This is a genomic window from Polaromonas sp. UC242_47 (assembly GCF_044452385.1).
In the GTDB taxonomy this organism is placed as follows: Bacteria; Pseudomonadota; Gammaproteobacteria; order Burkholderiales; family Burkholderiaceae_C; genus Polaromonas.
Map to the genome: position 1 here is coordinate 2,617,099 of NZ_JBIOAO010000001.1, position 25,483 is coordinate 2,642,581.

The 25,483-nt window shown below is 61.4% G+C and carries 22 protein-coding genes, 1 tRNA gene and 1 pseudogene; 10 read left to right on the forward strand and 14 right to left on the reverse strand.

From position 1 onward, the window contains the following. Positions 1-33 precede the first annotated feature (33 nt). The 7 genes from infB to ACHMXK_RS12760 all read right to left on the reverse strand — a co-directional run bounded on the left by infB (position 34) and on the right by ACHMXK_RS12760 (position 11,223). Positions 34-2,961, reverse strand: coding sequence for a translation initiation factor IF-2 (gene infB / locus ACHMXK_RS12730; RefSeq protein WP_397440855.1), 2,928 nt, complete (start codon positions 2,959-2,961; stop codon positions 34-36). Positions 2,962-2,988: 27 nt separating this feature from the next. After that, positions 2,989-4,512: a transcription termination factor NusA gene (gene nusA / locus ACHMXK_RS12735; RefSeq protein WP_397440857.1), complete on the reverse strand. Its 1,524-nt coding sequence runs from the start codon at positions 4,510-4,512 to the stop codon at positions 2,989-2,991. 22 nt (positions 4,513-4,534) lie between these two features. Next, positions 4,535-5,113, reverse strand: coding sequence for a ribosome maturation factor RimP (gene rimP, locus ACHMXK_RS12740; protein ID WP_397440859.1), 579 nt, complete (start codon positions 5,111-5,113; stop codon positions 4,535-4,537). Between the two features lie 503 nt (positions 5,114-5,616). Continuing rightward, positions 5,617-7,215 (reverse strand): ABC transporter ATP-binding protein, encoded by a 1,599-nt coding sequence (locus tag ACHMXK_RS12745; protein WP_397440861.1) that lies wholly within the window; start codon positions 7,213-7,215, stop codon positions 5,617-5,619. Continuing rightward, the gene (locus ACHMXK_RS12750; protein ID WP_397442517.1) at positions 7,215-8,294 is read right to left on the reverse strand and encodes an ABC transporter permease; all 1,080 of its coding nucleotides are present in this window, start codon (positions 8,292-8,294) and stop codon (positions 7,215-7,217) included. The genes ACHMXK_RS12745 and ACHMXK_RS12750 overlap by 1 nt, the downstream gene beginning before the upstream one ends. Before the next feature lie 46 nt (positions 8,295-8,340). Beyond that, positions 8,341-9,378, reverse strand: coding sequence for a microcin C ABC transporter permease YejB (locus ACHMXK_RS12755; RefSeq protein WP_397440863.1), 1,038 nt, complete (start codon positions 9,376-9,378; stop codon positions 8,341-8,343). A gap of 18 nt (positions 9,379-9,396) precedes the next feature. Further along, a complete protein-coding gene (locus ACHMXK_RS12760; RefSeq protein ID WP_397440865.1) occupies positions 9,397-11,223 on the reverse strand; it encodes an extracellular solute-binding protein in 1,827 nt (608 codons plus the stop codon). A gap of 118 nt (positions 11,224-11,341) precedes the next feature. Here ACHMXK_RS12760 and fabI point away from each other — a divergent pair, with 118 nt between their 5' ends. Continuing rightward, positions 11,342-12,145, forward strand: coding sequence for an enoyl-ACP reductase FabI (fabI, locus tag ACHMXK_RS12765; protein ID WP_397440867.1), 804 nt, complete (start codon positions 11,342-11,344; stop codon positions 12,143-12,145). Positions 12,146-12,355: 210 nt separating this feature from the next. Here the strand turns inward: fabI and ACHMXK_RS12770 are convergent, their stop codons facing one another. After that, positions 12,356-13,096, reverse strand: a complete 741-nt coding sequence (locus ACHMXK_RS12770; protein ID WP_397440869.1) for a GNAT family N-acetyltransferase — start codon at positions 13,094-13,096, stop codon at positions 12,356-12,358. Positions 13,097-13,100: 4 nt separating this feature from the next. Beyond that, a complete protein-coding gene (locus tag ACHMXK_RS12775; protein WP_397440871.1) occupies positions 13,101-13,448 on the reverse strand; it encodes a GFA family protein in 348 nt (115 codons plus the stop codon). 348 nt (positions 13,449-13,796) lie between these two features. Here ACHMXK_RS12775 and ACHMXK_RS12780 point away from each other — a divergent pair. Together ACHMXK_RS12780 and ACHMXK_RS12785 are read left to right on the forward strand one after the other, a co-directional pair. Continuing rightward, a pseudogene (locus tag ACHMXK_RS12780) lies at positions 13,797-14,408 on the forward strand (DNA ligase); the annotation flags it as partial. Then, positions 14,360-14,584, forward strand: a complete 225-nt coding sequence (locus ACHMXK_RS12785; RefSeq protein ID WP_397442518.1) for a hypothetical protein — start codon at positions 14,360-14,362, stop codon at positions 14,582-14,584. The pseudogene ACHMXK_RS12780 and the gene ACHMXK_RS12785, both read left to right, overlap by 49 nt. A gap of 2 nt (positions 14,585-14,586) precedes the next feature. Here the strand turns inward: ACHMXK_RS12785 and ACHMXK_RS12790 are convergent, their stop codons facing one another. Next, on the reverse strand, positions 14,587-16,863 hold the full coding sequence (locus tag ACHMXK_RS12790; RefSeq protein WP_397440873.1) for an Orn/Lys/Arg decarboxylase N-terminal domain-containing protein: 2,277 nt from the start codon (positions 16,861-16,863) through the stop codon (positions 14,587-14,589). Positions 16,864-17,028: 165 nt separating this feature from the next. Between ACHMXK_RS12790 and ACHMXK_RS12795 the strand changes: the two genes are divergently transcribed. The 4 genes from ACHMXK_RS12795 (at position 17,029) to ACHMXK_RS12810 (ending at position 18,987) form a co-directional block, all read left to right on the forward strand. Then, on the forward strand, positions 17,029-17,457 hold the full coding sequence (locus ACHMXK_RS12795; protein ID WP_397440875.1) for an NfeD family protein: 429 nt from the start codon (positions 17,029-17,031) through the stop codon (positions 17,455-17,457). A 67-nt stretch (positions 17,458-17,524) separates the two neighbouring features. Beyond that, a complete protein-coding gene (locus ACHMXK_RS12800) occupies positions 17,525-18,442 on the forward strand; it encodes an SPFH domain-containing protein (protein ID WP_397440877.1) in 918 nt (305 codons plus the stop codon). 22 nt (positions 18,443-18,464) lie between these two features. Then, on the forward strand, positions 18,465-18,839 hold the full coding sequence (locus ACHMXK_RS12805) for a DUF2237 family protein (RefSeq protein WP_397440879.1): 375 nt from the start codon (positions 18,465-18,467) through the stop codon (positions 18,837-18,839). Between the two features lie 58 nt (positions 18,840-18,897). Continuing rightward, positions 18,898-18,987, forward strand: a tRNA-Ser gene (locus tag ACHMXK_RS12810). Between the two features lie 141 nt (positions 18,988-19,128). Here ACHMXK_RS12810 and ACHMXK_RS12815 read toward each other — a convergent pair. The 4 genes from ACHMXK_RS12815 to ACHMXK_RS12830 form a co-directional block, all read right to left on the reverse strand. Continuing rightward, a complete protein-coding gene (locus ACHMXK_RS12815) occupies positions 19,129-20,325 on the reverse strand; it encodes a branched-chain amino acid ABC transporter substrate-binding protein (protein WP_397440881.1) in 1,197 nt (398 codons plus the stop codon). Between the two features lie 172 nt (positions 20,326-20,497). Then, a complete protein-coding gene (locus tag ACHMXK_RS12820) occupies positions 20,498-20,836 on the reverse strand; it encodes a hypothetical protein (protein WP_397440883.1) in 339 nt (112 codons plus the stop codon). Further along, a complete protein-coding gene (locus tag ACHMXK_RS12825; protein ID WP_397440885.1) occupies positions 20,833-21,267 on the reverse strand; it encodes a DNA polymerase III subunit chi in 435 nt (144 codons plus the stop codon). Before ACHMXK_RS12825 ends, ACHMXK_RS12820 begins: the two co-directional genes overlap by 4 nt. Then, a complete protein-coding gene (locus tag ACHMXK_RS12830) occupies positions 21,264-22,757 on the reverse strand; it encodes a leucyl aminopeptidase (protein ID WP_397440887.1) in 1,494 nt (497 codons plus the stop codon). The genes ACHMXK_RS12825 and ACHMXK_RS12830 overlap by 4 nt, the downstream gene beginning before the upstream one ends. Positions 22,758-22,820: 63 nt before the next feature. On the opposite strand from ACHMXK_RS12830, the gene lptF reads away from it, so the two are divergent. The 3 genes from lptF to ACHMXK_RS12845 are packed head-to-tail and all read left to right on the forward strand — an operon-like array spanning position 22,821 to position 25,476. After that, positions 22,821-23,951, forward strand: coding sequence for an LPS export ABC transporter permease LptF (gene lptF, locus ACHMXK_RS12835; RefSeq protein ID WP_397440888.1), 1,131 nt, complete (start codon positions 22,821-22,823; stop codon positions 23,949-23,951). After that, complete coding sequence (gene lptG / locus ACHMXK_RS12840; RefSeq protein WP_397440890.1) at positions 23,948-25,102, forward strand: LPS export ABC transporter permease LptG; 1,155 nt, start codon at positions 23,948-23,950, stop codon at positions 25,100-25,102. The genes lptF and lptG overlap by 4 nt, the downstream gene beginning before the upstream one ends. 14 nt (positions 25,103-25,116) lie before the next feature. Continuing rightward, on the forward strand, positions 25,117-25,476 hold the full coding sequence (locus ACHMXK_RS12845) for a sirohydrochlorin chelatase (RefSeq protein ID WP_397440892.1): 360 nt from the start codon (positions 25,117-25,119) through the stop codon (positions 25,474-25,476). Positions 25,477-25,483 lie beyond the last annotated feature (7 nt).

Genomic DNA, 25,483 nt, shown 5'->3' on the forward strand with positions numbered 1-25,483 from the left:
TTCCCCAAAAGGGATACCAGCCGCTCACCGGCATCAGACCGCCAGTGTCCTGGCCACTTCCCTGATCTCGAAGAACTCAATGATGTCGCCAATTTCGATGTCGTTGTAGCCCTTGATGTTCAAGCCGCAATCGAAACCTTCCTTGACTTCCTTGACGTCGTCCTTGAAACGCTTGAGCGAGTCGAGTTCACCCGTGTAGATAACCACGTTGCCGCGCAGCAAGCGCAGCTTGGCGGTGCGGCGAACCACACCCGCGGTGACCATACAACCGGCGATGGAGCCGATCTTGCTGACCTTGAAGATCTCGCGAATCTCGGCATTGCCGATGACTTCTTCCTTCTTGTCCGGTGTCAGCATGCCCGACATCGCGGCGCGCAGCTCGTCCACAGCGTCATAAATGATGTTGTAGTAACGAATATCCACGCCGTTGTTCTCGGCCTGCTTGCGCGCCTGGGCATCGGCCCGGGTGTTGAAGCCGATCACCACCGCCTTGGAGGCAATCGCCAGATTCACGTCGGACTCGGAAATACCACCCACACCGGAATACACCAGTTGCACCTTGACCTCGTCGGTCGAGAGCTTGAGCAAGGACTGAGCCAGCGCTTCTTGTGAGCCCTGCACGTCGGCCTTGATGATGATGGGCAACATCTTGACTTCGCCGGCGCCGATGTCGGAGAACATGTTCTCCAGCTTGGACGCCTGCTGCTTGGCCAGCTTGGTGTTGCGGAACTTGCCGGCACGGTAGGTGGCGATTTCACGGACACGACGTTCGTCGGTCATCACCATGAATTCATCACCGGCTTGCGGCACATCCGTCAGACCCTGGATTTCGACCGGGATCGAAGGACCGGCGGTCTTGATGGTCTTGCCGTTTTCGTCCAGCATGGCGCGCACGCGGCCATAGGTCGAACCCGCCAGCACCACGTCACCGGTTTTCAGCGTGCCGGATTGCACCAGCACGGTGGCGACCGGACCGCGGCCCTTGTCGAGTCGGGCTTCAATCACCAGGCCTTTGGCCAGCGTATCAACCGGGGCGCGCAGCTCCAGCACTTCAGCCTGCAGCAACACCTGCTCGAGCAAGGCATCGATACCGGCGCCGGTACGGGCCGACACGCCAACAAATGGCACGTCGCCGCCGAACTCTTCAGGAATCACTTCTTCGGTGACCAGCTCGCCCTTGACACGGTCCATGTTGGCATCGGGCTTGTCGATCTTGTTGATCGCCACCACGATGGGCACACCGGCCGCTTTGGCGTGTTTGATCGCCTCTTTGGTCTGCGGCATCACGCCGTCGTCGGCCGCCACCACCAGAATCACGATGTCGGTCGCCTGGGCGCCACGGGCACGCATGGCGGTGAACGCCTCGTGACCCGGGGTGTCCAGGAAAGACACCACACCGCGCGGTGTTTCCACGTGGTAGGCACCAATGTGCTGGGTGATACCACCGGCTTCACCGGAGGCCACCTTGGCGCGGCGGATGTAATCGAGCAGCGAGGTTTTACCGTGGTCGACGTGACCCATGACGGTCACGACAGGCGCACGCGGCAGCGATTCTGCCTGCTGACCCTGCACATCTTCGTCGGTGAAGGCTTCCGGATCGTCCAGCGCGGCGGTAACCGCCTTGTGGCCCATTTCTTCCACGACGATCATCGCGGTGTCCTGGTCCAAGGGCTGGTTGATGGTCGCCATCTGGCCGAGTTTCATCAGGTGTTTGATCACCTCGGACGACTTGACGCTCATCTTGTGCGCCAGTTCACCAACGGTGATGGTCTCGGGCACATGCACTTCAATGACCTTGAACTCGGTCGGCGCCACAAACGTGGACTCGGGACGCGAATCGCGGTCCGAGCTGCGGCGGCCACGCGGGCCACCCCGGAAATTGCCGCGACCCGGCACGACAGGCGCGCCGCGGGTCTTGATTTCGCTCTTTTTCTTGGCGTCGTCTTTCCAGGTCGAAGACAGGTTCTCCGACTTGACTTCTTTTTTTCCTGCAGCACCGGCGGCACCAGGCGCACCCGGAACAGCTGGCTTGGCAGCCCCCGGCACCACGGCCGGCTTGTGCAAAGTGCCCTTCATGGCCACTTTGGGATCGACGTGCGGAACCAGAACACGCTTGGGCGCGTTCATCATCGCGCGAATGCCGGCAGCTTCCGCCTCGGCCTTCTTGCGGCGTTCCTGCAAGTCGAGTGCCCTGGCGGCATCGGCCTGGAATTCGGCGGTGGCTTTGGCCTTGGCGGCCGCCTGGGCGGCGCTGGCGTCTGCAGCTTTGGCTGCGGCCTGTGCAACGGCGGCCGTGTCCGGCGCAGCAGGTGCTTCGACCACAACCGGTTTCTCGACCACAGGCATGATTTTGCCAATGGTCGGTTTTTCCGGCTTTTTAGCGGCCTCAGCGGCGGCCTGCGCAGCAGCAGCTGCTGCGGCCTGGGCCAATGCGTTTTGCTCGGCGGCCTGGCGCTCTTGCTCCTGAGCGGCGGCTTTGGCCTCCTGCTCTTCACGCAGACGGCGCTTTTCAGTCAGTTCTTCTTCCTGACGGCGCAGCAGCTCGGCGTGGCGGCTGGCTTCTTCCTCGCGGCGAACCAGTTCCGGGTCTTCGACCTCGGGGGCTTGCGCCGCAGCAACGGCCGAAGCACTGTCTTCCACAGCCAGGTCGGAGCCGTCTTCACGCTTGACGAAGGTGCGTTTTTTGCGCACCTCGACCTGGATGGTGCGGGCGCGACCCGTGGCATCGGCCTGCTTGATTTCGCTGGTCGATTTTTTGACCAGCGTGATTTTCTTGCGCTCAGCACTGGCTGTGCCATGGCTGGCCTGCAGATAGCTCAACAGCTTCTGTTTATCGGCCTCTGACAAGTGGTCATCGGCTTGCGCCTTGGCGACGCCGGCACTGGTCAATTGCTCAATCAAGGTGGCGGTTGGTTTATTCAGTTCAGCTGCGAACTGAGCGACGGTGGTAGTACTGGACATAATTGGGTTTCCCTGCGGCCTCCATGATCATTGCTCTTGAGCCGATGCGGGTGCAGCGGTGCCTGCGGCGGCTTCATCGGTAAACCAATGCGCGCGTGCAGTCATGATCAGAGCCGTGGCTTCGTCCGCAGACTGGCCGGTGATATCGGTTAATTCGTCGACAGCCAGATCGGCCAGGTCGTCACGGGTGGTCACACCCGCCTCAGTCAGCTTGGCAATCAGCTCAGGCGTCAGGCCTTCGACATCGCGCAGATTCTGCGAAACGCCTTCGGCATCTTCTTCCTTGGCGATTTCCATGGTCAGGAGTGCATCCTTGGCGCGCGTACGCAGCTCATTGACGGTGTCCTCATCAAAGGACTCGATCTCCAGCATTTCCTGAATGGGCACGTAAGCCACTTCTTCCAGGCTGGTGAAGCCTTCGGAGATCAGGATGTCGGCGATTTCTTCGTCCACATCGAGCTTTTCCATGAACAGCTTGCGGCTGCTGTCGGTTTCCGTGGCCTGCTTTTCAGCGGACTCATCGGCCGTCATGATGTTGATTTTCCAGCCCGTCAGCTCGGCGGCCAGACGCACGTTCTGGCCACCGCGGCCGATGGAGATGGCGAGGTTTTCCTCGTCCACCACCACGTCCATGGCGTGGCGCTCTTCGTCTACCACGATGGAGGAAACGTTGGCCGGTGCCAGGGCGCCTATCACGAACTGGGCCGGGTCTTCGCTCCAGAGCACGATGTCGACACGTTCGCCGGCAAGTTCGTTGGTCACGCCGTTGACACGGGTGCCGCGCACACCAACGCAGGTGCCGATGGGGTCGACACGTTTGTCATGCGACAACACAGCGATCTTGGCGCGCGAACCGGCGTCACGGGCGCAGGATTTGATCTCCAGCAGGCCTTGTTCGATCTCTGGCACCTCCTGGCGGAACAACTCGATCATGAACTCGGGCGCGGTACGTGACAGGATGATGGGCGCGCCACGCAAGGTGGTGTCGACTTCCATGATCATGGCGCGGACGCGGTCGCCTGAGCGCAGGTTCTCTTTCGGGATCATGTCGCTGCGGCGCAAACGGCCTTCAACACGGCCGGATTCGACAATGATGTCGCCCTTGTCCATGCGTTTGACGGTGCCGACAAAAATCTTGTCGCCGCGCGACATGAAGTCGTTGAGCAGCATCTCGCGCTCGGCGTCGCGGATTTTTTGCAGAATGACCTGCTTGGCGGCTTGCGCGCCAATGCGGCCTATCGGCAGGCTTTCGACCGGCTTTTCAATGTAGTCGCCCTCTTCGATGTCGGCGATTTCGTCGCGTGCATCGCTGACCAGCTCTTCGGCTTCCGGGTTTTGCAGACCGGCAGCATCAGGCACGACCAGCCAGCGGCGGAAGGTTTCGTAGTTGCCGCTGTCGCGGTCCACGGCCACGCGGATGTCCACTTCGCCCGCATACACCTTCTTGGTGGCGGAAGCGAGCGCGAGCTCGACCGCGCCAAAGACGACGTCACGTTCAACATTTTTCTCACGCGATATGGCATCAACCAACATCAACAGTTCGCGATTCATTTCACAAGCCTGCCTTTCTCTTTTATATCTCTGTTGCGGACGCGCCTTTTGGCCTGCGTCCCTTGAAGTCCACCACAGGCGCCAGTCGCGCCTGTGCAATCTCATCCAGCGTGAAGCCCAGCGCCTGCAACGGCGCGGGGACCCGCTTCTTGCTAATTTTCTGACCGGGCTTGGCGGCGGGCTCTTCGCTCCACACAATTTGCCACCCGGAGGCGGCACGTTCAAGTGTTCCGCGAAATTTTTTACGATTCGCCGATACCACCGAACCGGCGGAAGCCGCCACGCCGATGGGCGCCTTGAGGGTGATGTCCACCATCTCGCCGGCAAAACGCTCAAAATCTTTTTCAGTGCGCAAAGGCCGGTCTATGCCCGGCGAGCTCACCTCGAGCCGGGAATACGCCGCGCCTTCCACTTCCAGCACAAACTGCAACTGGCGCGTGACTTTTTCGCAGTCTTCCGCATTGATGAACTGCTCTTCGGTGTCCGCCGTATAGGGGTGGTCGATCGTGACACGCAGCAATCCACCGCTGGTGCGTTCAATATCCACCAGGTCGTATCCCAGTCCTGTGACTGTTTGCTCAATCGTGTCGTGTAAGGCCATTCAGTTCCGGAGGCAGCTTCTTAAAAATCAAGGGTGCAAAAACAAACGCCCAAAAAAAATGGGCGGTGAAAACCCGCCCATTTGGTCGTGAAGTGCGTATTGTAGCCTGCAACAGACGCCTCTGCAAGCAGTTTACATGCCCGCATCCGCAAGCTTGCGGCCAGCATACGGAAAAATGAATGATTTTGAATCATCCATCATTTTTGATTCATTCAAATTGATGAATAAAGCCGTTAGAGCCTGTTTGCGATCTCGATGGGGCCGCGCAGGCGCCTTTTCGGGATGGGCTGCAAGGCGCGGTGCGCCGCCGATAGCTGGCTATTGGCAAGCGCCGCAACGCCGCAGAGCGCCCGAAAAGGCACCGACCCTGCGGGTTGGAGCGCAATCGGGCGATTTGCCCACCAAATCCCTTGCATGGGCATCAGCCCATGCGGCGTGATCTTGGCGAGCAACTCATCCCGATTGCGTCCCAACGCGACCCCATGGAGAGCGCAAACAGGCTCTCACACCTGGGCCGCCACCAGGATTCGGGTGTACGGGTGTTCCGGTTGCTCCAGCACGCGCTCCACCGGGCCGGCCTCCAGCACCTCCCCGTCTTTCATCACCATCACCTGGTGCGCCATGGCGCGAATCACGTCCACGTCGTGGGTGATCAGCAGGTAGCTCAGGCCGCGCTCTCGCTGCAGTTTTTGCAAAAGCTGCAGCACCTGTTTCTGGATGGTCACGTCCAGCGCGCTGGTTGGTTCGTCCAGCACCAGCAATTGCGGCTGCACGATCAGGGCCCGGGCAATCGCCAGGCGCTGGCGCTGGCCGCCCGAAAACTCGTGCGGATAACGCTGCAACAAACCGGGAAACTGGGCTTCGCCCATGCCCACATCGGTCAGCGCCAGCAGGGTCCGCTCGCGGCGCTGGGCCGTGGACAGCCCGGGCTCGTGCACCAGCAGGCCTTCGCCGACGATTTCTTCCACCGTCATGCGCGGCGAGAGCGAGGAAAACGGGTCCTGAAACACCACCTGCACGATACGCCGCATGGCTTTGTTGCGCACTGTATCGCGGCTCCAGCGTTGGCCGGCGGCCAGTAACCGCCCCTGGTGCGGGTGCAGCCCCAGCGCGGCCAGGGCCAGCGTCGATTTGCCCGAGCCGGACTCCCCCACCACCCCCAGGGTCTGCCCGGGCGGGATGCTGAAACTGGCCGCTTTCACGGCCACAAACTCGCCGGCCTTGAACCAGCCCGCCACGCCGGGCCGGCGCACCGGGTAGGTGACACGTAAATCGGTGGCCTGCATGACGGGCGCCGCGGCCGGGTCGGACTCGCCCTCAACCACGTCACGCGCCGGCCGGCTGGCGATCAGCTTGCGGGTGTAGGCGTGTTGCGGGTTGGCAAACACCTGGGCCACCGGGCCGGTTTCAACAATATGCCCGTTTTCCATCACCACGATACGGTCGGCAAAACGGCGCACCAGGTTCAAATCGTGGGTGATCAGCAGCACGGCCATGTTGTTGCGTCGCTGCAGCACCGTCAGCAAGTCCAGGATTTGCACCCGCAGGGTGACGTCCAGCGCCGTGGTCGGCTCGTCGGCCAGCAGCAGCTTAGGCTGGCAGGCCAGCGCCATCGCAATCATGGCGCGCTGGCGCTGCCCGCCCGAAAGCTGGTGCGGAAAGGCCTGGGCCCGCCGTGCAGCTTCGGAAATCCCGGTATCCGCTAGCAGTTTGATAGCTTCCTGCGCAGCGCTGGTGCGGGCCAGACCCTGTTTTAGCTCAAGAACTTCGGCAATCTGCTCGCCCACGGTGAACAGCGGGTTCAACGCCGTCATGGGCTCCTGGAAAATCATGGCAATGTCCTGGCCGCGAATGCCGCGCAATTGCCGCTCGGGAATCGACAACAAATCGACAGTCCCTTCGCGCCCGGTAAAACCGGCTTGGCCAGAGACCTCCGCGTTCTGCACCAGGCGCAGCAGGCTTAATGCCGTGACGGTTTTGCCGGAGCCCGATTCGCCGACCAGCGCAACTTTTTCGCCAGGCTGGATGAAAAAATCGATGCTATGCACCACGTCCTTGCCCGCAAAACCAACGCGCAGGTTTTTGACATTCAGCAAAGTCATTATTTGTCCATCTTCCGCGGGTCCAGCGCATCACGCAGCGCATCGCCCATAAAGGTCAGCAGCAGCAGCGTGACCACCAGCACGGCAAAGGTGGACAACGATATCCACCAGGCGTCTATATTGTTTTTGCCCTGGCTCAGCAACTCACCCAGCGACGGCGTGCCCGGCGGCACGCCCAGGCCCAGAAAGTCCAGCGAGGTCAACGCCAGGATCGCCGCGCTCATGCGAAAGGGCAAAAAGGTCACCACCGGCGTCATGCTGTTGGGCAGGATATGGCGCCACATGATCTGCCTATTACTCACACCCAGGGCGCGGGCGGCGCGCACATAGTCCATCTGGCGGTTGCGCAGGAATTCGGCACGCACATAGTCGGACAGGGCCATCCAGCCGAACATGCTCAACAAAATCAGTAGCAGCGCCACGCTGGGCTTGAAGATGGCGCTGAAGATGATCAGCAGGTAGAGCTCGGGCATCGAGCTCCAGATCTCGATGAAACGCTGGAAGGCCAGATCTATCTTGCCCGCGAAGTAACCCTGCACCGCGCCGGCCGCCACGCCTAACACCGTGCCGATGGCGGTCAGTGCCAGCGCGAACAACACGCTCACGCGAAAACCGTAAATCAGTTGCGCCAGCAGGTCGCGCCCGCGGTCGTCTGTGCCGAACCAGTTGTCGGCCGAGGGCGCGGCCGGGCTGGGCGCTTTTGCGAAGTAGTTAAGCGTCTTCGCGCCGTAGGTGTTGGGCGCGAAGACCGCCCAGTTGTCCCCGGTGGTGAGCCGCTCGCGGATGAAGGGGTCGAGGTAGTCGGCCGGTGTCTCGAAGTCCCCGCCAAAGGTTTTTTCGGAATAGTCGCGCAAGACCGGAAAATACGTCTGCCCCTGGTAGCGCACGATCAGCGGCTTGTCGGTGGACAAGACCTCGGCGAACAGGCTCAGCACCACCAGCGTCGTGAAGACCACCAGGCTCCAGAAACCGAGCCGGTTGCGCTTGAAGCGTTGCCAGGCGCGGCGCCCCGGGCTCAGACTGGCAGCGGAACTCTTTTTATCAGAGCCGCCGCGGAGCCGGCTGTGCCGGTCCGCCAGCGGCGCCCCCTCGGAGGGGACGTGGCCAACGGTCGCTTCGGGGGGGTTAATCAAACTTGACACGCGGGTCCACCCAGACATAACAGAGATCGGAAATCAGCTTGGTGACCAGGCCGATCAGCGTGAAGATGTAAAGCGTGCCCAGCACCACCGGGTAGTCGCGCCGAATCACACTTTCGTAACCCAGCAAGCCTAGCCCGTCGAGCGAAAACAAGGTTTCTATCAGCAGCGAGCCCGCGAAGAAGGCGCCTATGAAGGCCGCCGGCAAACCGGTGATGATGGGAATCAGCGCGTTACGGAACACATGTTTCCAGAGCACCTGCCGCTCACCCAGGCCCTTGGCCCGCGCGGTCAACACGTATTGCTTGCGGATTTCCTCGAGGAAGGCGTTTTTGGTGAGCATGGCCGTCACCGCAAAACTGCCCAGCACCATGGCCGTGACCGGCAAGGTGATGTGCCAGAGGTAGTCGGTGATACGCGCAGCCCAGCTCAGTTCGTCCCAGTTGGCGGAAGTCAATCCGCGCAGCGGAAACCACTGCAGCTGTCCGCCGAAGACCACCAGCAGCGCCACGCCCAGCACAAAGCCAGGAATGGCATAACCGATCAGTATGATCAGCGTGGAGACCAGGTCAAAGCGCGAGCCGGCGCGCACCGCCTTCGCCACGCCGAGTGGGATGGCCACGCCGTAACTGATGAAAAAGGTCCACAGGCCCAGACTGATAGAGACCGGCAGTTTCTCCAAAATCAAGGTCCAGACATCCTTGTTCTGGAAGAAACTCTTGCCGAGATCGAAGCGCGCAAATTGCCCCAACATTTGCCAGAGGCGCTCATGCGCCGGCTTGTCGAAACCGTACAGCGCCTTGATCTGCGCCAGGCGCTTGGGGTCCACGCCCTGGTTGCCCCGGTAGGTGCCGCCACCCGACTCGAAGCCGCCAGCGCCGCCACGACCGGCCGTCTTCGCCTCCGCCAGGTATTGCTCCACCGGACCACCCGGTACGAACTGGATCACCAGAAACGTGACAAGCAGGACCCCCAGCAGGGTCGGGATGAACAGCAGCAGCCGCTTGAGAACATAGGAGAGCATGGCCGGTTTCCTTCTCGTCTAGGGTTTCGGCGGGGGCTTGGCCCACCAGGTGCCCATGACCCAATCCTCACCACCGGCGTAAGGGGGCATGGGCGCCTTGAACGCCAGCCGCCAGCTGTCATAAACGATGCGGTGCGACATCAACGTCCATTGGGGAATCAGGTAGTGGCTGTGCATGATCACGCGGTCCAGCGCGCGGCAGGCGGGCAACAACTCGGCCTTGGTGTCGGCATTGACGACGTCCTTGAGCAAGGCATCGACCGCCGGGGTGGACACACCCATGTAGTTGCCCGAACTTTCGGTTTTCGCGGCCTTGCTGCCGAAAATCTCCAGAAGTTGCTGGCCGGGGTTGCTGGTGCCGGGGAAGGCGATGGTGGTGATATCAAAATCGAAACGGTCCAATCGCTCCTGGTAAAGCGCAAAATCCACCGTGGCGAAGTTCAGCGTCACGCCCAGCTTCTCGAGGTTGCGCACCCAGGGCGAGACCGTGCGCACACCGCCCTCCTTGCTGTCCAGGTACTCCAGCGTCATCGCCTCGTCCCTGGTATTGCGCAGGGCGCCATCGCGGTATTCCCAGCCGGCCTCTTTCAGCAGATCGCGAGCGCGGCGCAGGTTGTTGCGCAGCGACTGGCCCTGCCCTTCGGTGCTGGGCGGCATGTACATGGGGCCGAAGCTGGCATCGGGAATTTTGCCGCGCCAGGGCTCGAGCAAGGCCTGTTCTTCGGGTGACGGCAGGCCTTGCGCCTCGCAATCGGTGTTGCCGAAGAGGTCTTTCACGCGCGGATAACCACCGTAAAACATCTGGCGGTTCATCCACTCGTAGTCGAGCGCCAGGCCCAGCGCCTCCCGCACGCGCGGATCTTTCAGCTTCTCGCGGCGGCTGTTCAGTACAAAGCTCTGGAAGCCCGCAGGCTTTTTGTGCTGAAACTCTTTTTTGACCAGTTCACCGGTGTTGAAGCGTTTGCCATTCACCCGGCGCGCCCAGTCACCGGCCGAATAAAAACTCATCATGTCGAACTCCCCGGCTTTGAGCGCCTCGAGCCGGGCCGTGTTGTCACGGTAGATCTTGACGGTGATGCGGTCGAAGTTGTGGCTGCCGCGGTTCACCGGCAGGTCGCGCGCCCAGTAGTTCGGGTCGCGCACATAGGTGATGTCCTTGCCGAAACGCACCGGGCCTATCTTGTAGGCGCCGCTGCCGATCGGAATGTCCATCACCACCTGGTCGAAAGGTTTGGCCTTGCCCTTGTCCATGCCCCAGGCGCGGCTGAAAATGGGCAGACTGCCCACAATCAGCGGCAGCTCGCGGTTCAGCGTCTTGAAGCGGAAACGGATGGTGCGCGCATCCAGCACGTCGGCGCCGCCCACCTCCTGCAGCAGCGTCTTGTAGCCCGGCGCGGTGTAGGGGCCGATCAGGGTGTCGTAGCTGTGTTTCACATCGGCGGCCTCCACCGGCAGGCCATTGTGAAAACGCGCTTCGGGCCGCAGGCGAAAGGTCACGCTGCGGCGATCAGGCGCGACCGTCACATCCGCGGCCAGCAGGCCGTAGCCGGAGGCGGTTTCGTCCATCGCGCCTGTCAGCAGCGTGTCAAACAGCAAGGCGTCGAGATAGGCCGGCGGCGCCCCCTTGATGGTGAAGGGGTTGTATTTGTCGAAGGTCGAATAACGCTGGTTGCTGACCAGCCGCAACTCGCCGCCCTTGGGCGCGTCAGGGTTGACGTAGTCGAAGGCGGTGAAGCCAGGCGGGTACTTCAGGTCGTCCCAGAGCGCATAACCATGCGCGGCCCAGGACGGCGCACAAGCCACGACCAGCCCGACAAAACACAACAACTTTTGCAAAATCCGCATGCGACAATTCTGCATCATCTGTTTCGCCGTTCCGAAGCAGCCTGACGCGGCCATAACATGCCCTGGGGCCGGCTCAGTTTGAACGGACAGATTTCGTGCGAACCTTTGAGGGGCCAACATGGGATTTTTGACGGGTAAAAAGCTGCTGATCACCGGCGTCTTGTCCAACCGGTCCATCGCCTACGGCATCGCCAAAGCCTGCCATGCGCAAGGCGCCGAGCTGGCCTTCAGCTACGTCGGCGAACGTTTCAAGGCGCGTATCACCGAGCTGGCCGCCGACTTCGGCTCCACCCTGATGTATGACTGCGACGTCGGCGACGATGCCCAGATCGCCCAACTGTTTGCGGACCTGTCGCAGACCTGGCCCACCTTCGACGGCTTTGTCCACAGCATCGGTTTTGCGCCGCGCGAAGCGATTGCCGGCGACTTCCTGGACGGCCTGAGCCGCGAAAACTTTCGCATCGCGCACGACATCAGCACCTACAGCTTTCCGGCCATGGCCAAGGCGGCCCTGCCCTACCTCAACCCGAATTCGGCCCTGCTGACCCTGACCTACCTGGGCGGCGTGCGCACCGTGCCCAACTACAACACCATGGGCCTGGCCAAAGCCAGCCTGGAAGCCTCGGTGCGTTACCTGGCCGAGTCGCTGGGCAGCAAAGGCACGGGCATGCGGGTCAACGGCATCAGCGCCGGCCCGATCAAAACCCTGGCCGCCAGCGGCATCAAGGGTTTCGGCAAGATCCTGAATGTCGTGGCCGAAGCCTCGCCGATTCGCCGCAACGTGACGATTGACGACGTCGGCAATGTCGCCGCTTTTTTGCTGAGCGACCTGGCGGCCGGCGTCAGCGCCGAAATCACTTATGTGGACGGCGGCTTCAACCAGGTGGTAGGCGGCATCGCCGAACCCACCGAAGAGGACTGAGCCCTGAGCCTTACGCAGCAGCGCGTCAGTCGCTACTGGATTGATAGCTGCTGGCGCCCGTCCCGTATGGGCTAGAGGCCTAAAAAGCTTAAGGAAACAGGCCTGCAGCGACATCGCACAGCCTGAAAACCCGTGGATCATGAATCAAATCGGCCTCCCGCCCTTGATCCACGGACGCCAGCAGCTATCAATCCAATAGCAATAGCTGACTCAGGCCTGGCACCAGTATTCATAACACCAGGCGGTTTCAAAACCGGCGCGACGGTAAAGCGCCTGAGCCGCGCTGTTGCCCGCCTCCACCTGCAGAAAAGTGCGCGCCACGCCTTGGCTCAGCGCCGCCTCGGCCAGCCCGGCCAAGACGCGGCCGGCCAGTCCGCGGCCCCGGCACGCCGGGATGGTGCGCATGCCGTGCACGCTGACCCAGCCATGGGAAAAGGCGGCGGCCCCGGCGGCCACGGTGGCGCCCTGCTCGCGAACACTGGCGTATAGCGAACCCTGAGCCCGGCTCAAGGCCGCGACGCGGCTGGCGCCATCGGCCGGATCCACCCCATCCCCCAGAAACAGCGCCGCCCAGGCCGCATCCGGTGCGCTGGCGGTGTCGGCTGGCGCTTCACCGGACACCGCGCGCACCAGCTCCGTGGCCGCCACTTGGACCAGCGTCGGGCGTTCGGCGCGGTAACCACGCCGTATCAGTTCCTGCCGCAGGCCGTCAAAACAGGCGTCGGTCGCCAGACGGAACAGCGCCGGCAGGCCGTGCGCCGCGTAACGCGCCTCGATCTGGCCCACCACAGCAAGACCCCCCGCACGGTGCTGCAACGGCACCGCACTTTTGGCCCGGTTCACCGTGCCGCGGCCCAGGGGCAGCAACCAGCCGTCCAGTTCCTCAAGCGCTTCAGGCGACACGGCCGCCACCGTGGCCCGTTCGATGTTGTCGATGTCGCTGGCAACCATGCGTTTACCTGGCCCGGCCATCGATCTGCTCCACGGTCAGGGAAGACAGCTCAATGCCCTCTAGACAACGCACATTGATCGCCGCCATACGTTCGCCCGAAGGGCCCACCCCTTCGCCATAAGGATGGATGCCGCAGGTGGGGCAAAACCGGTGTTTGATCACGTGTTTGTTGAATTCGTAAGTGCTGGCGTTTTCCTCCGGCGTCAGCAGACGCAGCTTGTTGTGCGGCAAAAACCAGAGCAGCGAGCCCTTGCGCAAACAGATGGAGCAATTGCAGGCGAACACCTTCGTGGGTTCACCCTCGACCTCGAAGGCGACCTGCCCGCAATGGCAGCTTCCTTGGTACATCATGGCTGGATTCCTTTCATGTCGGCGCTGGGCGGCTGGATGCCGTCACCGCCTGGCAGAAAGACTGTACACAAGCAATAAGTCGGTCAGCCAACCCGCTAGCAGAAGACCACGGCCACAGCGTCTGTTGACCGAAATAGTCCCCAAACCGCCCTGTGTAAAGGCATTACGAATGATCCAGACAATAGTAAATTAGCGCCCATGCCCACAGACACCATCGCCTTGAGCCGCGCCCGCTCGCGGCCAGGCTTTCGCCTATTGCGTTTCCAGACACTGCCCCTGCTGCTGGCGCTGGCCGGCCTGTTGACACCCGCCCCGCCCCTGTCGGCGGCCGAGACCCGCCCGCCGCTGATGCTGGCCAATGTGTACCACCCCGGCATCACGCTGAGCGACTATTGGGTCAGTGAAAAACTCGACGGTGTGCGCGGCTACTGGGACGGCAAACAGCTCTGGACCCGTGGCGGTGAACGCATTGCCGCCCCGGCCTGGTTTACCGCCGGCTGGCCCAAGGTGGCGATGGACGGCGAACTCTGGGCCGGGCGCGGGCAGTTTTCCAAAGCCGTGTCCACCGTGCGCCAGCAAACGCCCAACGAGGCCGCCTGGCATGCAATGCGTTTCATGGTGTTTGACCTGCCGGCGCAGGGCGGCACGTTTTCCGAGCGGATTCCGGTGCTCAACGGCACGGTCAGCCAGATTGACCAGCCCTGGGTGCAGGCGGTGGTGCAAAGCAAGGTGGCCAGCCCGGCCGCACTGCAGGCCTTGCTGGCCAAAACCGTCAGAATGGGCGGCGAAGGCCTGATGTTGCACCGCGGTGCCTCCTTCTACCAGGCGCGGCGCAATGACGACCTGCTCAAGCTCAAAACCCATGAAGATGCCGAAGCCCGCGTCATCGCCGCGATCGACGGCCAGGGCAAATACGCCGGCATGTTGGGCGCGTTGCTGGTGGAAATCCCGGGTGCAGACGGCCAGCCGGCCCGGCGCTTCAAACTGGGCACCGGTTTCAGCGATGCCCAGCGAAAAACCCGCCGGCCGTGGGCAGTTGGGTGACTTACCGCTTTCGCGGCCTCAACAACAGCGGCATTCCGCGCTTCGCCAGCTTCATGCGGGTGCGCGAGGACATGCCGCCGGCACGTCCCTAGCCTTACTCCTTGACGCAGTCGGCGTAGTAATGCTTCTTGCCGTTGGCGTCTTCTTCCTCGACCAGGCCGTGGATGTCGGTCTCGAAACCCGGGCACTGCGTGTTGAACTCGCGTGAGAACTTCAGGTAGTCAACGATCTTCTTGTTGAAAACCTCGCCCGGGATCAGCAGCGGAATGCCTGGCGGGTAAGGCGTGACCAGACCGACCGTGATGCGGCCTTCCAGGTGGTCGATTTCCACCCGCTCGGTCTTGCGCAGGGCAATGTGCGCGTAAGCATCGCTGGGCTTCATGGCCGGGGTCAGGTCGCTCAAATACATGTCAGTGGTCAGGCGCGCGATGTCGTACTTGGCATACAGCGTATGCAGGTGCTGGCACAGGTCGGCCAGGCCCATTTTTTCGTACTTGGGGTACTTCTGGCAGAACTCGGGCAGGATGCGCCACATCGGCATGTTTTTGTCGTAGTCGTCCTTGAACTGCTGCAGCGCAGTCAACATGCTGTTCCAGCGGCCCTTGGTGATGCCTATGGTGAACATGATGAAGAAGCTGTACAGGCCGGTCTTCTCGACCACCACGCCGTGTTCGGCCAGGAACTTGGTGACGATGCTGGCCGGAATGCCGGTCTTGGCAAACTTGCCGTTCAGGTCCATGCCGGGCGTAACCACGGTGGACTTGATCGGGTCCAGCATGTTGAAACCGGTCGCCATCTTGCCGAAACCGTGCCAGTTGACACCGGCCTTGGCGTTTTTGGCCTCGCCTTTGATGATCCAGTCTTCCGAGCGGCCAATGCCCTCCTCGACCAGCTTGTCCGGACCCCAGACCTTGAACCACCAGTCCTTGCCGTATTCTTCGGCCACCTTGCGCATGGCGCGGCGGAAATCCAGCGCTTCCAGAATACTTTCCTCCACCAGCGCGGTGCCGCCTGGCGGCTCCATCATCGCGGCCGCCACGTCGCAGCTTGCAATGATGCTGTACTGCGGCGAGGTCGAGGTGTGCATCAAATAGGCCTCGTTAAAGAGGTGCCGGTCCAGCTTGACGGTCTGCGAGTCCTGCACCAGCACATGGCTGGCCTGGCTGATACCGGCCAGCAGCTTGTGGATGGACTGCGTGGCGTAGACCATGGCCTGCTTGGGACGCGCACGTTTTTTTCCCATGGCGTGGTAGCTGCCGTAAAACGGGTGAAACGCGGCGTGGGGCAGCCAGGCCTCGTCGAAATGCAGGTTCTCGACATAACCGTCCAGCATGCCCTTGATGGTCTCGGTGTTGTAAAGCACACCGTCGTAGGTGGACTGGGTGATGGTCAACACACGCGGCTTGACCTTCTTGGCATCAACCCCCTTGAGCAGCGGATTCGCCTTGATCTTGGCCTGGATAGAGGCCACTTCGAACTCTTCCTTGGGGATGGGTCCGATGATGCCGAAATGGTTACGCGTCGGCTTCAGGAACACGGGAATCGCCCCGGTCATGATGATGGCGTGCAGGATGGACTTGTGGCAATTGCGGTCCACCACCACCACGTCGCCGGGCGCCACCGTGTGGTGCCAGACCATCTTGTTGGAGGTCGAGGTGCCGTTGGTGACAAAAAAGCAGTGATCGGCATTAAAGATGCGGGCGGCATTGCGCTCCGAGGCACCCACCGGGCCGTCATGGTCCAGCAACTGGCCCAGCTCTTCCACCGCATTACACACGTCGGCACGCAACATGTTTTCGCCAAAAAACTGGTGAAACATCTGCCCGACCGGGCTTTTCAGGAAGGCCACGCCCCCCGAATGCCCCGGGCAATGCCAGGAGTAGGAGCCGTCTTCGGCGTAGTCCAGCAAGGCCTTGAAAAACGGCGGCTGCACCCCTTCGAGGTAACTTTTGGCTTCCCGAATGATGTGGCGCGCTACAAATTCGGGCGTGTCCTCGAACATGTGGATGAAACCGTGCAGCTCGCGCAGGATGTCATTCGGGATGTGGCGCGAGGTTTTGGTCTCGCCATAGACGTAAATCGGCACGTCCAGGTTCTTGCGCCGCACTTCTTCAATGAAGTGGCGCAGGTCCAGCACGGCCGGGTCCAGGTCCGGGCCGGGCGAGAATTCCTCATCGTCGATCGACAGGATAAAAGCACTGGCGCGGCTTTGCTGCTGGGCAAATTGCGACAGGTCGCCGTAACTGGTGACGCCCAGCACCTCGAAGCCCTCCGACTCGATGGCCTGCGCCAACGCACGAATGCCCAGGCCGGAAGTGTTTTCGGAGCGGAAATCTTCGTCAATGATGACGATGGGGAAGCGGAATTTCATCGGGAGGCCCTTGCCTGGAAATACAAAAAAATCAAATCAGGGCCGAAGTGTAGAGATATTTGATGAAGTCCGAGCCTGCTGGGCCTTTCAGGGCCCCGGTTAAGCTTGTCAAATCGGGCTTCTGGCCCAAAATGTAGCTTTTACGAAACGCAAGGGAAATGGAATATGGCCGATTCAACCATCTGGTGGCTGCTGGCGGGTGTCGCCGTGGCGGTGGAACTGGTCACCGGCACGTTTTACCTGCTGATGCTGACCATAGGCATGGTGGCCGCCGCACTGGCCGCCCACCTGGGTGCCCCGCTTATTGTCCAGATTGTGGTGGCCGCGCTGGTCGGTGGTGGCGCCGTCGTGGCCTGGCACTGGCAACGCAGCAAAAGCCCCAAACCGGCCCAGGCCAATGCCAACAGCGACGTACAGATGGACATCGGCGAAACCGTGCATGTCCAGCAGTGGAATGCCGATGCCACGGCCAGCGTCAAATACCGCGGCGCCCAGTGGACGGTGCAGCTTGCCGACGCCGAGGCCGCGCCCCAGCCCGGACTCTTCAAGGTCAAGGAGTTGAACGGCAACCGGCTGGTGGTCGCCAAACTGTGAGACATTGCACCTTGTAATACACAAGGCTGATTTCAGCCTCTTTTTTTTTGTTTAAACGGAGAACTTAATGGAAATTGCTCTCGTCATCCTGGTGATTGCCGTCATTTTTATCGCGCGCAGCATCAAGGTTGTGCCCCAACAAAATGCCTGGGTCATCGAACGCCTGGGCAAATACCATGGCAGCCTGACACCGGGGCTCAATTTCCTGGTCCCTTTCATTGACCGCGTGGCCTACAAACACTCGCTCAAGGAAATCCCGCTGGATGTGCCCAGCCAGGTCTGTATCACCCGCGACAACACCCAGTTGCAGGTAGACGGCATTCTGTATTTTCAGGTCACCGACCCGATGCGCGCCAGCTACGGCTCGTCCAACTACATCGTGGCCGTCACCCAGCTGGCCCAGACCTCGCTGCGCAGCGTGATCGGCAAGCTCGAACTCGACAAAACCTTTGAGGAGCGCGACATCATCAACGCCCAGGTGGTCGCGGCCATCGACGAAGCGGCGCTGAACTGGGGTGTGAAAGTCCTGCGTTATGAAATCAAGGACTTGACACCGCCCAAGGAAATTTTGCATGCCATGCAGTCGCAAATCACCGCCGAACGGGAAAAACGCGCGCTGATCGCCGCCTCCGAAGGCCGCCGCCAGGAACAAATCAACATCGCCACCGGCGAACGCGAAGCCTTTATCGCCCGCTCCGAAGGCGAAAAACTCGCCGCCATCAACAACGCGCAGGGTGAAGCCTCTGCCATCACGGCCGTGGCCGAAGCCAATGCGCGGGCGATCGAAGTCGTCGCGGCCGCCATCCGCCAGCCCGGCGGCGAAATGGCCGTGCAACTCAAGGTCGCGGAAAAAGCTGTCGAGGCTTATTCACGTGTGGCCGGAGATGCCACCACCACCCTGATCGTGCCCAGCAACATGACCGAGGTCTCGGCCCTGATCTCTTCGGCCATGAAAATGGTGCAGTCCACAGGAAAACCGGCCTGATCCCGCTACCGAGAATGTTGGTATGAGCGCTAAAAATGTATTGGGCACCGAGCTGGTTCCCTGCTCCTACGATCCGCTGACCGGTTATTTTCGCGACGGCTGCTGCAACACCGACGAAACCGACCTGGGCTCCCACCTGGTCTGTGTGCGCGTGACCCGCGAGTTCCTGGCGTTTTCAGCGGCTCGCGGCAACGACCTCGGCACACCTCGGCCGGAACACCGTTTTGCCGGGCTGCAGCCGGGCGACCGCTGGTGCTTGTGCGCCATCCGCTGGCGCGAGGCGCTGGAAGCCGGCGCTGCGCCGCCAGTGATCCTGGCGTCCACCCACCTGCGTACGCTGGAGTTCGTGACCCTGGCGCAACTGGAAAAACACCAGTTTCACAACGCGCATCATTAAAAAATCAGCCCCTCGCGACGCAACAGCCTCTTGGCACTGCTACAATCAGAGGCTTCGCGGAAGGGTGGATGAGCGGTTTAAGTCACACGCCTGGAAAGCGTGCGTGGGGTTATACCCACCGCGGGTTCGAATCCCGCCTCTTCCGCCAAAAAGTCAAGCAGCCGTGAGTTTCCAACACGGTCGCAAAAACTCCTGAAAGCCCAGCCAGTCTGGGCTTTTTTGTGTCCGCATGAAACCCGCAAAAAAAAAAGCCACCTTGCGGTGGCTTTTTGACTGAAGCTGCGAATCTTTATTCCAGCGGCGTTTTCTTGCCGTCCACGTAGTGGTACAGGGTGATGGCGGGGTTTTTCAGCTCGCCATTGGGCAGGAATTCGATGGTGGTGGTCACACCTTTCATGCTGGTTTTGATCAGCTCGGGGGTGTAGACCTTGGGATCGATGGAGTTCGCGCGTTTCATGGCATCCACAAGCACGAAGGTCGCGTCATAGGTGTACGGGCTGTAAACCTGGAACTGGTTCGGGTATTTCTCGTCGTAACGTTTTTTCCACTCCACGCCGCCAGGCATCTTGGCCAAGGAAGCGCCGCCTTCGGCGCAAACCACGTTTTCCAGGGTCTTGGCGCCGCCAGCGAGTTTGGCGATCTCGGAGGTGCAGATGCCGTCACCGCCGAAATACTTGACCTTGCCCATGCCCAACTGTTCCATCTGGCGCAACATGGGGCCGGCTTGCGGGTCCATGCCACCGTAGAACACGGCGTCAGGGCTTTTCGCCTTGATGGCGGTCAGGATGGCCATGAAGTCGGTGGCTTTGTCGGTGGTGAACTGTTCATCCACCACGGTCATGCCTTTTTCCTTGGCGGTTTTCTTGAAGATGTCGGCAACACCCTGCCCATAAGCTGAGCGGTCATCAATGATGGCGACCTTTTTCAGCTTGAGCTTGTCGGCGGCGTAAAACGCCAGGCCGGCGCCCAGGGCCAGGTCATTGGCAATGATGCGGTAGGTGGTGTTGTAGCCGGGCTTGGTCAGGTCCGGGTTGGTCGCGGCACCGGTGACGTGGGGAATGCCGCAGTCGTTGTAAACCTTGGAAGCCGGGATGGTGGTGCCCGAATTCAGGTGACCGACCACGCCGGCAACTTTGGAATCGCACAGTTTCTGGGCGGCGGCCGTGCCCTGTTTCGGGTCGGCGGCGTCGTCTTCGGCGACGATTTCAAAAGTGGCTTTTTTGCCGCCAATCTGGATGTTCTGCTTGTTCAGGTCTTCAATGGCCATGCGCACGCCATTTTCATTGTCTTTGCCGTAATGGGCCTGGGCGCCTGAAATCGGGGCCACATGGCCGATTCTGACGGTAACCGTGTCACCGGAGGGGGCTGCTGGCGCCGCAGCGACGGGCGCAGCAGGTGCTGTGGCGGCTGGTGCGGCTTCTTCTTTTTTACCGCAAGCAACAACCAGGGTGGCGGCCAGAGCGACCGCAGTCCATTTCATTTGCATAAACACACTCCAAGTAAGAAATTACCGTTAAAGGTTGAGAACATCCTTATGCTCAACGGCCCCCAACATATCGCAATTTCCGCGCCTGCACCATAGCAAGCTACCCTAGCGCCACAGGGGCGCACGTGTCATACAAAAGGTTACGTGCCGCGGCGCGAACCAGCGCGCGGGCTCAGCGTTTGTCCAGCCACTGGCTGGCCAGTTCCTGCTCAAACGCCTGGTTCACCGACTGCCGCACCACGGTTTCGATCTCGTCGCGCAGGCTGGGCGCCAGCGCCTGGGTATGCTCCAGCACCAGACGACCTACGGTTTCCCGCAGCAGCCGGTCGAGTGTCAAATCAACGCGTTGCATGACCCGGTGCACCATCTGCTCCTGAAGATGCGGCAGATCGGGCGCCGGCGGAGCTGGCGGGTCCGCGGCATCAGGCACGGGCGTCACCGCAGCTGCGGCGGGCTGAACAATTTCTGTCAGCGTGGGCACAAAACGCGGCGGCTGGGTGACGCGGTTCATGACGCCCCTGCACTGGCCAGGTCGTGGCGCTTCATGGCATAACCGCGGTCCGCGTAATGCTTCCAGCGGCTGCGCGCCGCCACACGGTCCTCGTCGCCCAGCGCGACCAATTCGATAAAACGCTCGAAGCGCTCAAACCCGGCAGGAACCTCTTGCCCCAGGTTGACCAGGACCTCATGGTGCGGGCAGTCGTCGAGCGTGCGGGCCAGCAGCACCGGCGTGGCAGCCACCGTGGCCGCAGAAGCCGTCAACTGGCAGTGCGGCACAAACTCCAGCGGCGAAAAAGTCCACAGCAGCTGGTCCAGGCGGTTCAGCGTCTCAGGCTCACCGGTCACCACGACACGCGCCCCGCTGCCCCAGGCCTTGCGCAACAACCGGCAGCTGTAAGCCAGCTTGTCCGGCACGTTGAAATGGAAAGCGACTTCTGTCATGCGCGGGGTGCGCTCCGCTTTTTAGCCGGTCGTTTGGCCGCGGCCGGCTGAACCTGGCCCAGCAGGAAGTCCACCAGCAAAGGCACGGGACGTCCGGTGGAGCCCTTGGCGGCGCCGCTTTTCCAGGCCGTGCCGGCGATATCGAGGTGCGCCCAGGGGAATTTGCCGGCGAAGCGCTGCAGGAACTTGGCCGCCGTGATGGCGCCGCCGGCACGACCGGCCACGTTGGCCACATCGGCAAAATGGGTCTTCAGACCCTCGGCGTAATCCTCATCCAGCGGCATGCGCCAGCACAGGTCCAGCGAACTGTCGCCGGCCGCGCTCAATGATGCGGCCAGCGCATCGTCACTGGAGAACAGGCCGCTGCGCACGCCACCCAGCGCAATCACGCAGGCACCGGTCAAGGTGGCAATGTCCACCACGGCACGCGGCTTGAAACGTTCGGCATACGTCAGCGCGTCACACAACACCAGCCGGCCTTCGGCGTCGGTATTGAGGATTTCAATGGTTTGCCCGCTCATGCTGGTGACCACGTCACCGGGCTTGATGGCCCGGCCGTCCGGCATGTTCTCGCAGGCCGGGATCAGGCCCACCACATTGAGTGCGGGCTGCAGCTCGGCCAGCACCCGGAAGGTGCCGAGTACGCTGGCTGCGCCGCCCATGTCGTATTTCATCTCGTCCATTTCGGCGGCGGGCTTCATGGAAATGCCGCCGGTATCAAAGGTGATGCCTTTACCGACCAGCACCACAGGCGCTTCGGCCTTGAGGCCACCGTCGTAACGCAGCACAATAAAACGCAGTTGCTCTTCCGAACCCTGGGCCACAGCCATGAAAGAGCCCATACCGAGTTTGGCCACTTCTTTCGGACCCAGGACCTCGACCTTGATCTTGGGCAGCTTGCCCAGCTCTTTAGCGGCCTGGGCCAGCATGGTGGGTGTGGCGTGGTTGGACGGCCGGTTGGCCCACTCCTTCGCCAGGGCCAGACCTTTGGACAAGCCCACCCCCTTCTCGAAACCAGCCCGGCTGGCCGCCAGCGTGGACACGCCTATCAACACCCGCTGCAGTTTTTGCTCGGCCGGTTTCGATTTGGTGGTGCTGTAGACATACGCCGCGTCGGCACAAGCCAGCACGGCGGCGCGCACCGTGTCCTGGCCGGCTTGGGGCAAGGCGACCAGGCTCAGCAACACACGCCGGGCATTGCTGGTTTTCAAAGCCGACATCGCGGCGGTCACGCCGGCACGGACATTTTTTGCACTGCCGTCACCGACGCCGGCCAGCAACACGCGGGTGGCACCAAAACCTTCGGGGCGGTAAGCGCTGAGCAGCTTGCCGGTCTTGCTCTCAAAATCGCCGGCCTTGATGGCCAAGGCGGCCAACCTGGACGCAGCGTCGGTGCCGGAAAGCGTGTCGCCGGCGATCAGAACGATCAGGGCGTCACATTTTTCACTGCAAATGCGGGCGGGGGTCAGGGTCTTGAGTTCAAAGTCCATAATCAGTGGTTCGGCGCGGCAAGCGCAGTATCTTGTGTTGTTGTTAAGGCTAAGTTTCAGCTAATGTTATTCCAATCTTCGATCCGCAAAGAGTTGGCGCGCAGTTTTGGGGCGACCCTTGTGGTTTTGATGACCATTGTGATCACCATCGTCCTGATCCGGACCCTGGGGCAGGCCTCTCGCGGCAGTGTCAATCCGCAGGATGTGATGATGGTCATGGGTTATTCGGCGCTCGGTCGCCTGCCCATCATCCTCACCCTGTCGCTGTTTGTGGCCATGGTCAGCACCTTGTCACGCATGTACCGTGACAGCGAAATGGTGGTGTGGTTTGTCAGCGGCCGCGGCCTCGGTTTTTTCCTGGTGCCGCTGTTTCGTTTTGCCTGGCCGGTCTTGCTGGTGATCACGCTGCTGTCTCTTTTCGTCTGGCCCTGGTCCAACCAGCAGGCCCAGGAGATGAAAGACCGTTTCGAACAACGCGGCGACCTCGAGCGGGTCTCGCCCGGCCAGTTCCAGGAATCGTCGAACGGCAACCGCGTCTTTTTCATAGACCGCGGCGCATCCACCGAGGGCAAAGCCACCAACAACGTGTTTATTGCATCGACCGAAAAAGGCAAAAACTCGGTCACCACAGCGCGCTCCGGGCGCATCAGCACCATGGGCGACGCCCAGATGCTGCTGCTGGAAGACGGTCAGCGGCTGGAAAGCGAGATCGGCAAATCCGCCCTGAAAATCACCGAATTCCAGGAGTACGGCAGCAAGGCCGGTGACAGCGCACAAGTCAACGGTGAACAGATTCCTGAAAATTCAAAATCCGTCCGGGAACTGGTGCGCAACCCCACCCGCGGCAACCAGGGCGAACTCGCCTGGCGGGTGGGCATGGCGCTGGCAGCGATCAATTTTGTCGTGATTGCGCTGGCGCTGGCCAGCGTCAACCCGCGTGCGGGACGCAGTGGCAACCTGATTTTTGTGCTGTTTACCTTTGTGGTTTATCACAACCTGCTGAACCTGGGCCAAAACTGGATCTCGGTCGGTGCCGCCAACTTCGGCTCCTTTGTTCTGGCCCTGCATGGTGGCGCTCTGCTGCTGGCGTTGGTCTGGCTGTCCAAGCGCCATCTGAACTGGACCTTCAAAGGTGCGGCGAGCCGGCAGCGCAAACGGCAGTCTGACCGGCAAGCCGCCAAGGTGGGTGCATGAAAACCATCCGCCGACTGATTTATGGCGAGGTCTTGTCCTCCATCGCTTTTGTGGCCGCGGGTTTTCTGGCGCTGTTTTTCTTTTTCGACCTGGTCGATGAACTGCAGTACCTGGGCAAAAATGCCGCCGGCCTGGTGAGCGCCGACGAAAACACCTACCAGATACGCCACGCGCTGCTGTATGTCGCGCTGCTGATTCCCAGCCATCTCTACGAGCTGGTTCCCATCTCCGTGCTGATAGGCACCATTTTTGTGATGGCGCGGCTGGCGCAGAGTTCGGAATACACCATTTTGCGCACCAGCGGTCTGGAGCCCTGGCGTGCCTTGCGCCTGCTGCTGACACTGGGCGCCGTGTTTACCATCCTGTGTTTTGCCATCGGCGACTACGTGGCGCCGGCCGCCGACCGCAGCGCCCAGTTGCTCAAGGCCCGTTTCCAGGGCCGCATCACCATAGGCCAGACCGGTGCCTGGCTCAAGGAAAAACAGGCCTACAACAGCTACGTGGTCAACGTCGGCGCCTTGTCGTCCAACAACGAGATGCACAACGTGCGTGTTTTCGAATTTGACAACAATGGCCTGCTGACCTCCATCACCCAGGCCCCGGTCGCCAGTTTTGCCGAGGATGCGTCGTGGCAGCTGAAAAACGGCACCCGCACCGAATTCACCGTGAAAGCCGGACAAGCCACCCCCACCGACGCCGGCAGGGATTCCGCCAAAATCAGCATCAACAAGATCAACGATTTCCGCTGGCCGACCGAGATCAGCGCAGAGATGGTGTCGGTCGCCGTGCTCAAACCTGAGCGTATGAGCACGATTGACCTGTTCACCTATATCCGCCACCTGAACGCCAACGGCCAGGCCGCCCAGCGTTACGAAATCGAATTCTGGAAAAAAGTGTTTTACCCGCTCAGTTGCCTCGTGATGGTGGTGCTGGCCCTGCCTTTTGCCTACCTGCACTTTCGCAGCGGCGGCATTGCCGGTTACGTGTTTGGCGGCGTGATGATTGGTATCAGCTTCTTTTTGCTCAACAACGTTTTTGGCTACATCGGCAACCTGCAGAACTGGCAACCCTGGCTGGCGGCGGCGGCGCCCGGCTTGTTGTACACCGCCATTTCGCTAGGGGCCTTTGGCTGGCTGGTGTTGCGACGTTGACGATGCCCATCACGATGAAGCAGGGCATTGTGTTGCTGGCCCACGGCTCGCGCGACCCCTTGTGGCGCCTGCCCATAGCAGCTGTGGCCGACGCGATACGTGCGCGTGACCCCGAGGCCCTGGTCTGTTGTGCCTACCTGGAACTGTGCCCCCCTGACCTGCCCCAGGCCGCTACGGATTTAATAGCCGCAGGCGCCTGCCAGATCAGGGTCTTTCCGCTATTTTTGGGTGTAGGCAAACACGCCCGTGAAGATTTGCCGCGCCTGGTGGAACAAGTCCGGGCCCAGCACCCGGGCGTGCCCATCGAACTGTTGCCGACGGCCGGCGAACACCCACAATTGACGGCGCTGATGGCCGAGATCGCACTGTCGTGAGCACCGC

Excerpts from the sequence above, each read along its gene's own strand:
- ACHMXK_RS12775 (WP_397440871.1), bottom strand. The coding sequence starts at position 13,448 with ATGATGTACCAAGGAAGCTGCCATTGCGGGCAGGTCGCCTTCGAGGTC.
- ACHMXK_RS12830 (WP_397440887.1), bottom strand. The coding sequence starts at position 22,757 with ATGGACTTTGAACTCAAGACCCTGACCCCCGCCCGCATTTGCAGTGAA.
- ACHMXK_RS12820 (WP_397440883.1), bottom strand. The coding sequence starts at position 20,836 with ATGAACCGCGTCACCCAGCCGCCGCGTTTTGTGCCCACGCTGACAGAA.
- infB (WP_397440855.1), bottom strand. The coding sequence starts at position 2,961 with ATGTCCAGTACTACCACCGTCGCTCAGTTCGCAGCTGAACTGAATAAA.
- fabI (WP_397440867.1), top strand. The coding sequence starts at position 11,342 with ATGGGATTTTTGACGGGTAAAAAGCTGCTGATCACCGGCGTCTTGTCC.
- ACHMXK_RS12745 (WP_397440861.1), bottom strand. The coding sequence starts at position 7,215 with ATGACTTTGCTGAATGTCAAAAACCTGCGCGTTGGTTTTGCGGGCAAG.
- ACHMXK_RS12815 (WP_397440881.1), bottom strand. The coding sequence starts at position 20,325 with ATGCAAATGAAATGGACTGCGGTCGCTCTGGCCGCCACCCTGGTTGTT.
- ACHMXK_RS12760 (WP_397440865.1), bottom strand. The coding sequence starts at position 11,223 with ATGCGGATTTTGCAAAAGTTGTTGTGTTTTGTCGGGCTGGTCGTGGCT.
- nusA (WP_397440857.1), bottom strand. The coding sequence starts at position 4,512 with ATGAATCGCGAACTGTTGATGTTGGTTGATGCCATATCGCGTGAGAAA.
- lptG (WP_397440890.1), top strand. The coding sequence starts at position 23,948 with ATGAAAACCATCCGCCGACTGATTTATGGCGAGGTCTTGTCCTCCATC.
- ACHMXK_RS12795 (WP_397440875.1), top strand. The coding sequence starts at position 17,029 with ATGGCCGATTCAACCATCTGGTGGCTGCTGGCGGGTGTCGCCGTGGCG.
- ACHMXK_RS12755 (WP_397440863.1), bottom strand. The coding sequence starts at position 9,378 with ATGCTCTCCTATGTTCTCAAGCGGCTGCTGCTGTTCATCCCGACCCTG.
- ACHMXK_RS12770 (WP_397440869.1), bottom strand. The coding sequence starts at position 13,096 with ATGGTTGCCAGCGACATCGACAACATCGAACGGGCCACGGTGGCGGCC.
- lptF (WP_397440888.1), top strand. The coding sequence starts at position 22,821 with ATGTTATTCCAATCTTCGATCCGCAAAGAGTTGGCGCGCAGTTTTGGG.
- ACHMXK_RS12825 (WP_397440885.1), bottom strand. The coding sequence starts at position 21,267 with ATGACAGAAGTCGCTTTCCATTTCAACGTGCCGGACAAGCTGGCTTAC.
- rimP (WP_397440859.1), bottom strand. The coding sequence starts at position 5,113 with ATGGCCTTACACGACACGATTGAGCAAACAGTCACAGGACTGGGATAC.
- ACHMXK_RS12800 (WP_397440877.1), top strand. The coding sequence starts at position 17,525 with ATGGAAATTGCTCTCGTCATCCTGGTGATTGCCGTCATTTTTATCGCG.
- ACHMXK_RS12845 (WP_397440892.1), top strand. The coding sequence starts at position 25,117 with ATGAAGCAGGGCATTGTGTTGCTGGCCCACGGCTCGCGCGACCCCTTG.
- ACHMXK_RS12790 (WP_397440873.1), bottom strand. The coding sequence starts at position 16,863 with ATGAAATTCCGCTTCCCCATCGTCATCATTGACGAAGATTTCCGCTCC.
- ACHMXK_RS12805 (WP_397440879.1), top strand. The coding sequence starts at position 18,465 with ATGAGCGCTAAAAATGTATTGGGCACCGAGCTGGTTCCCTGCTCCTAC.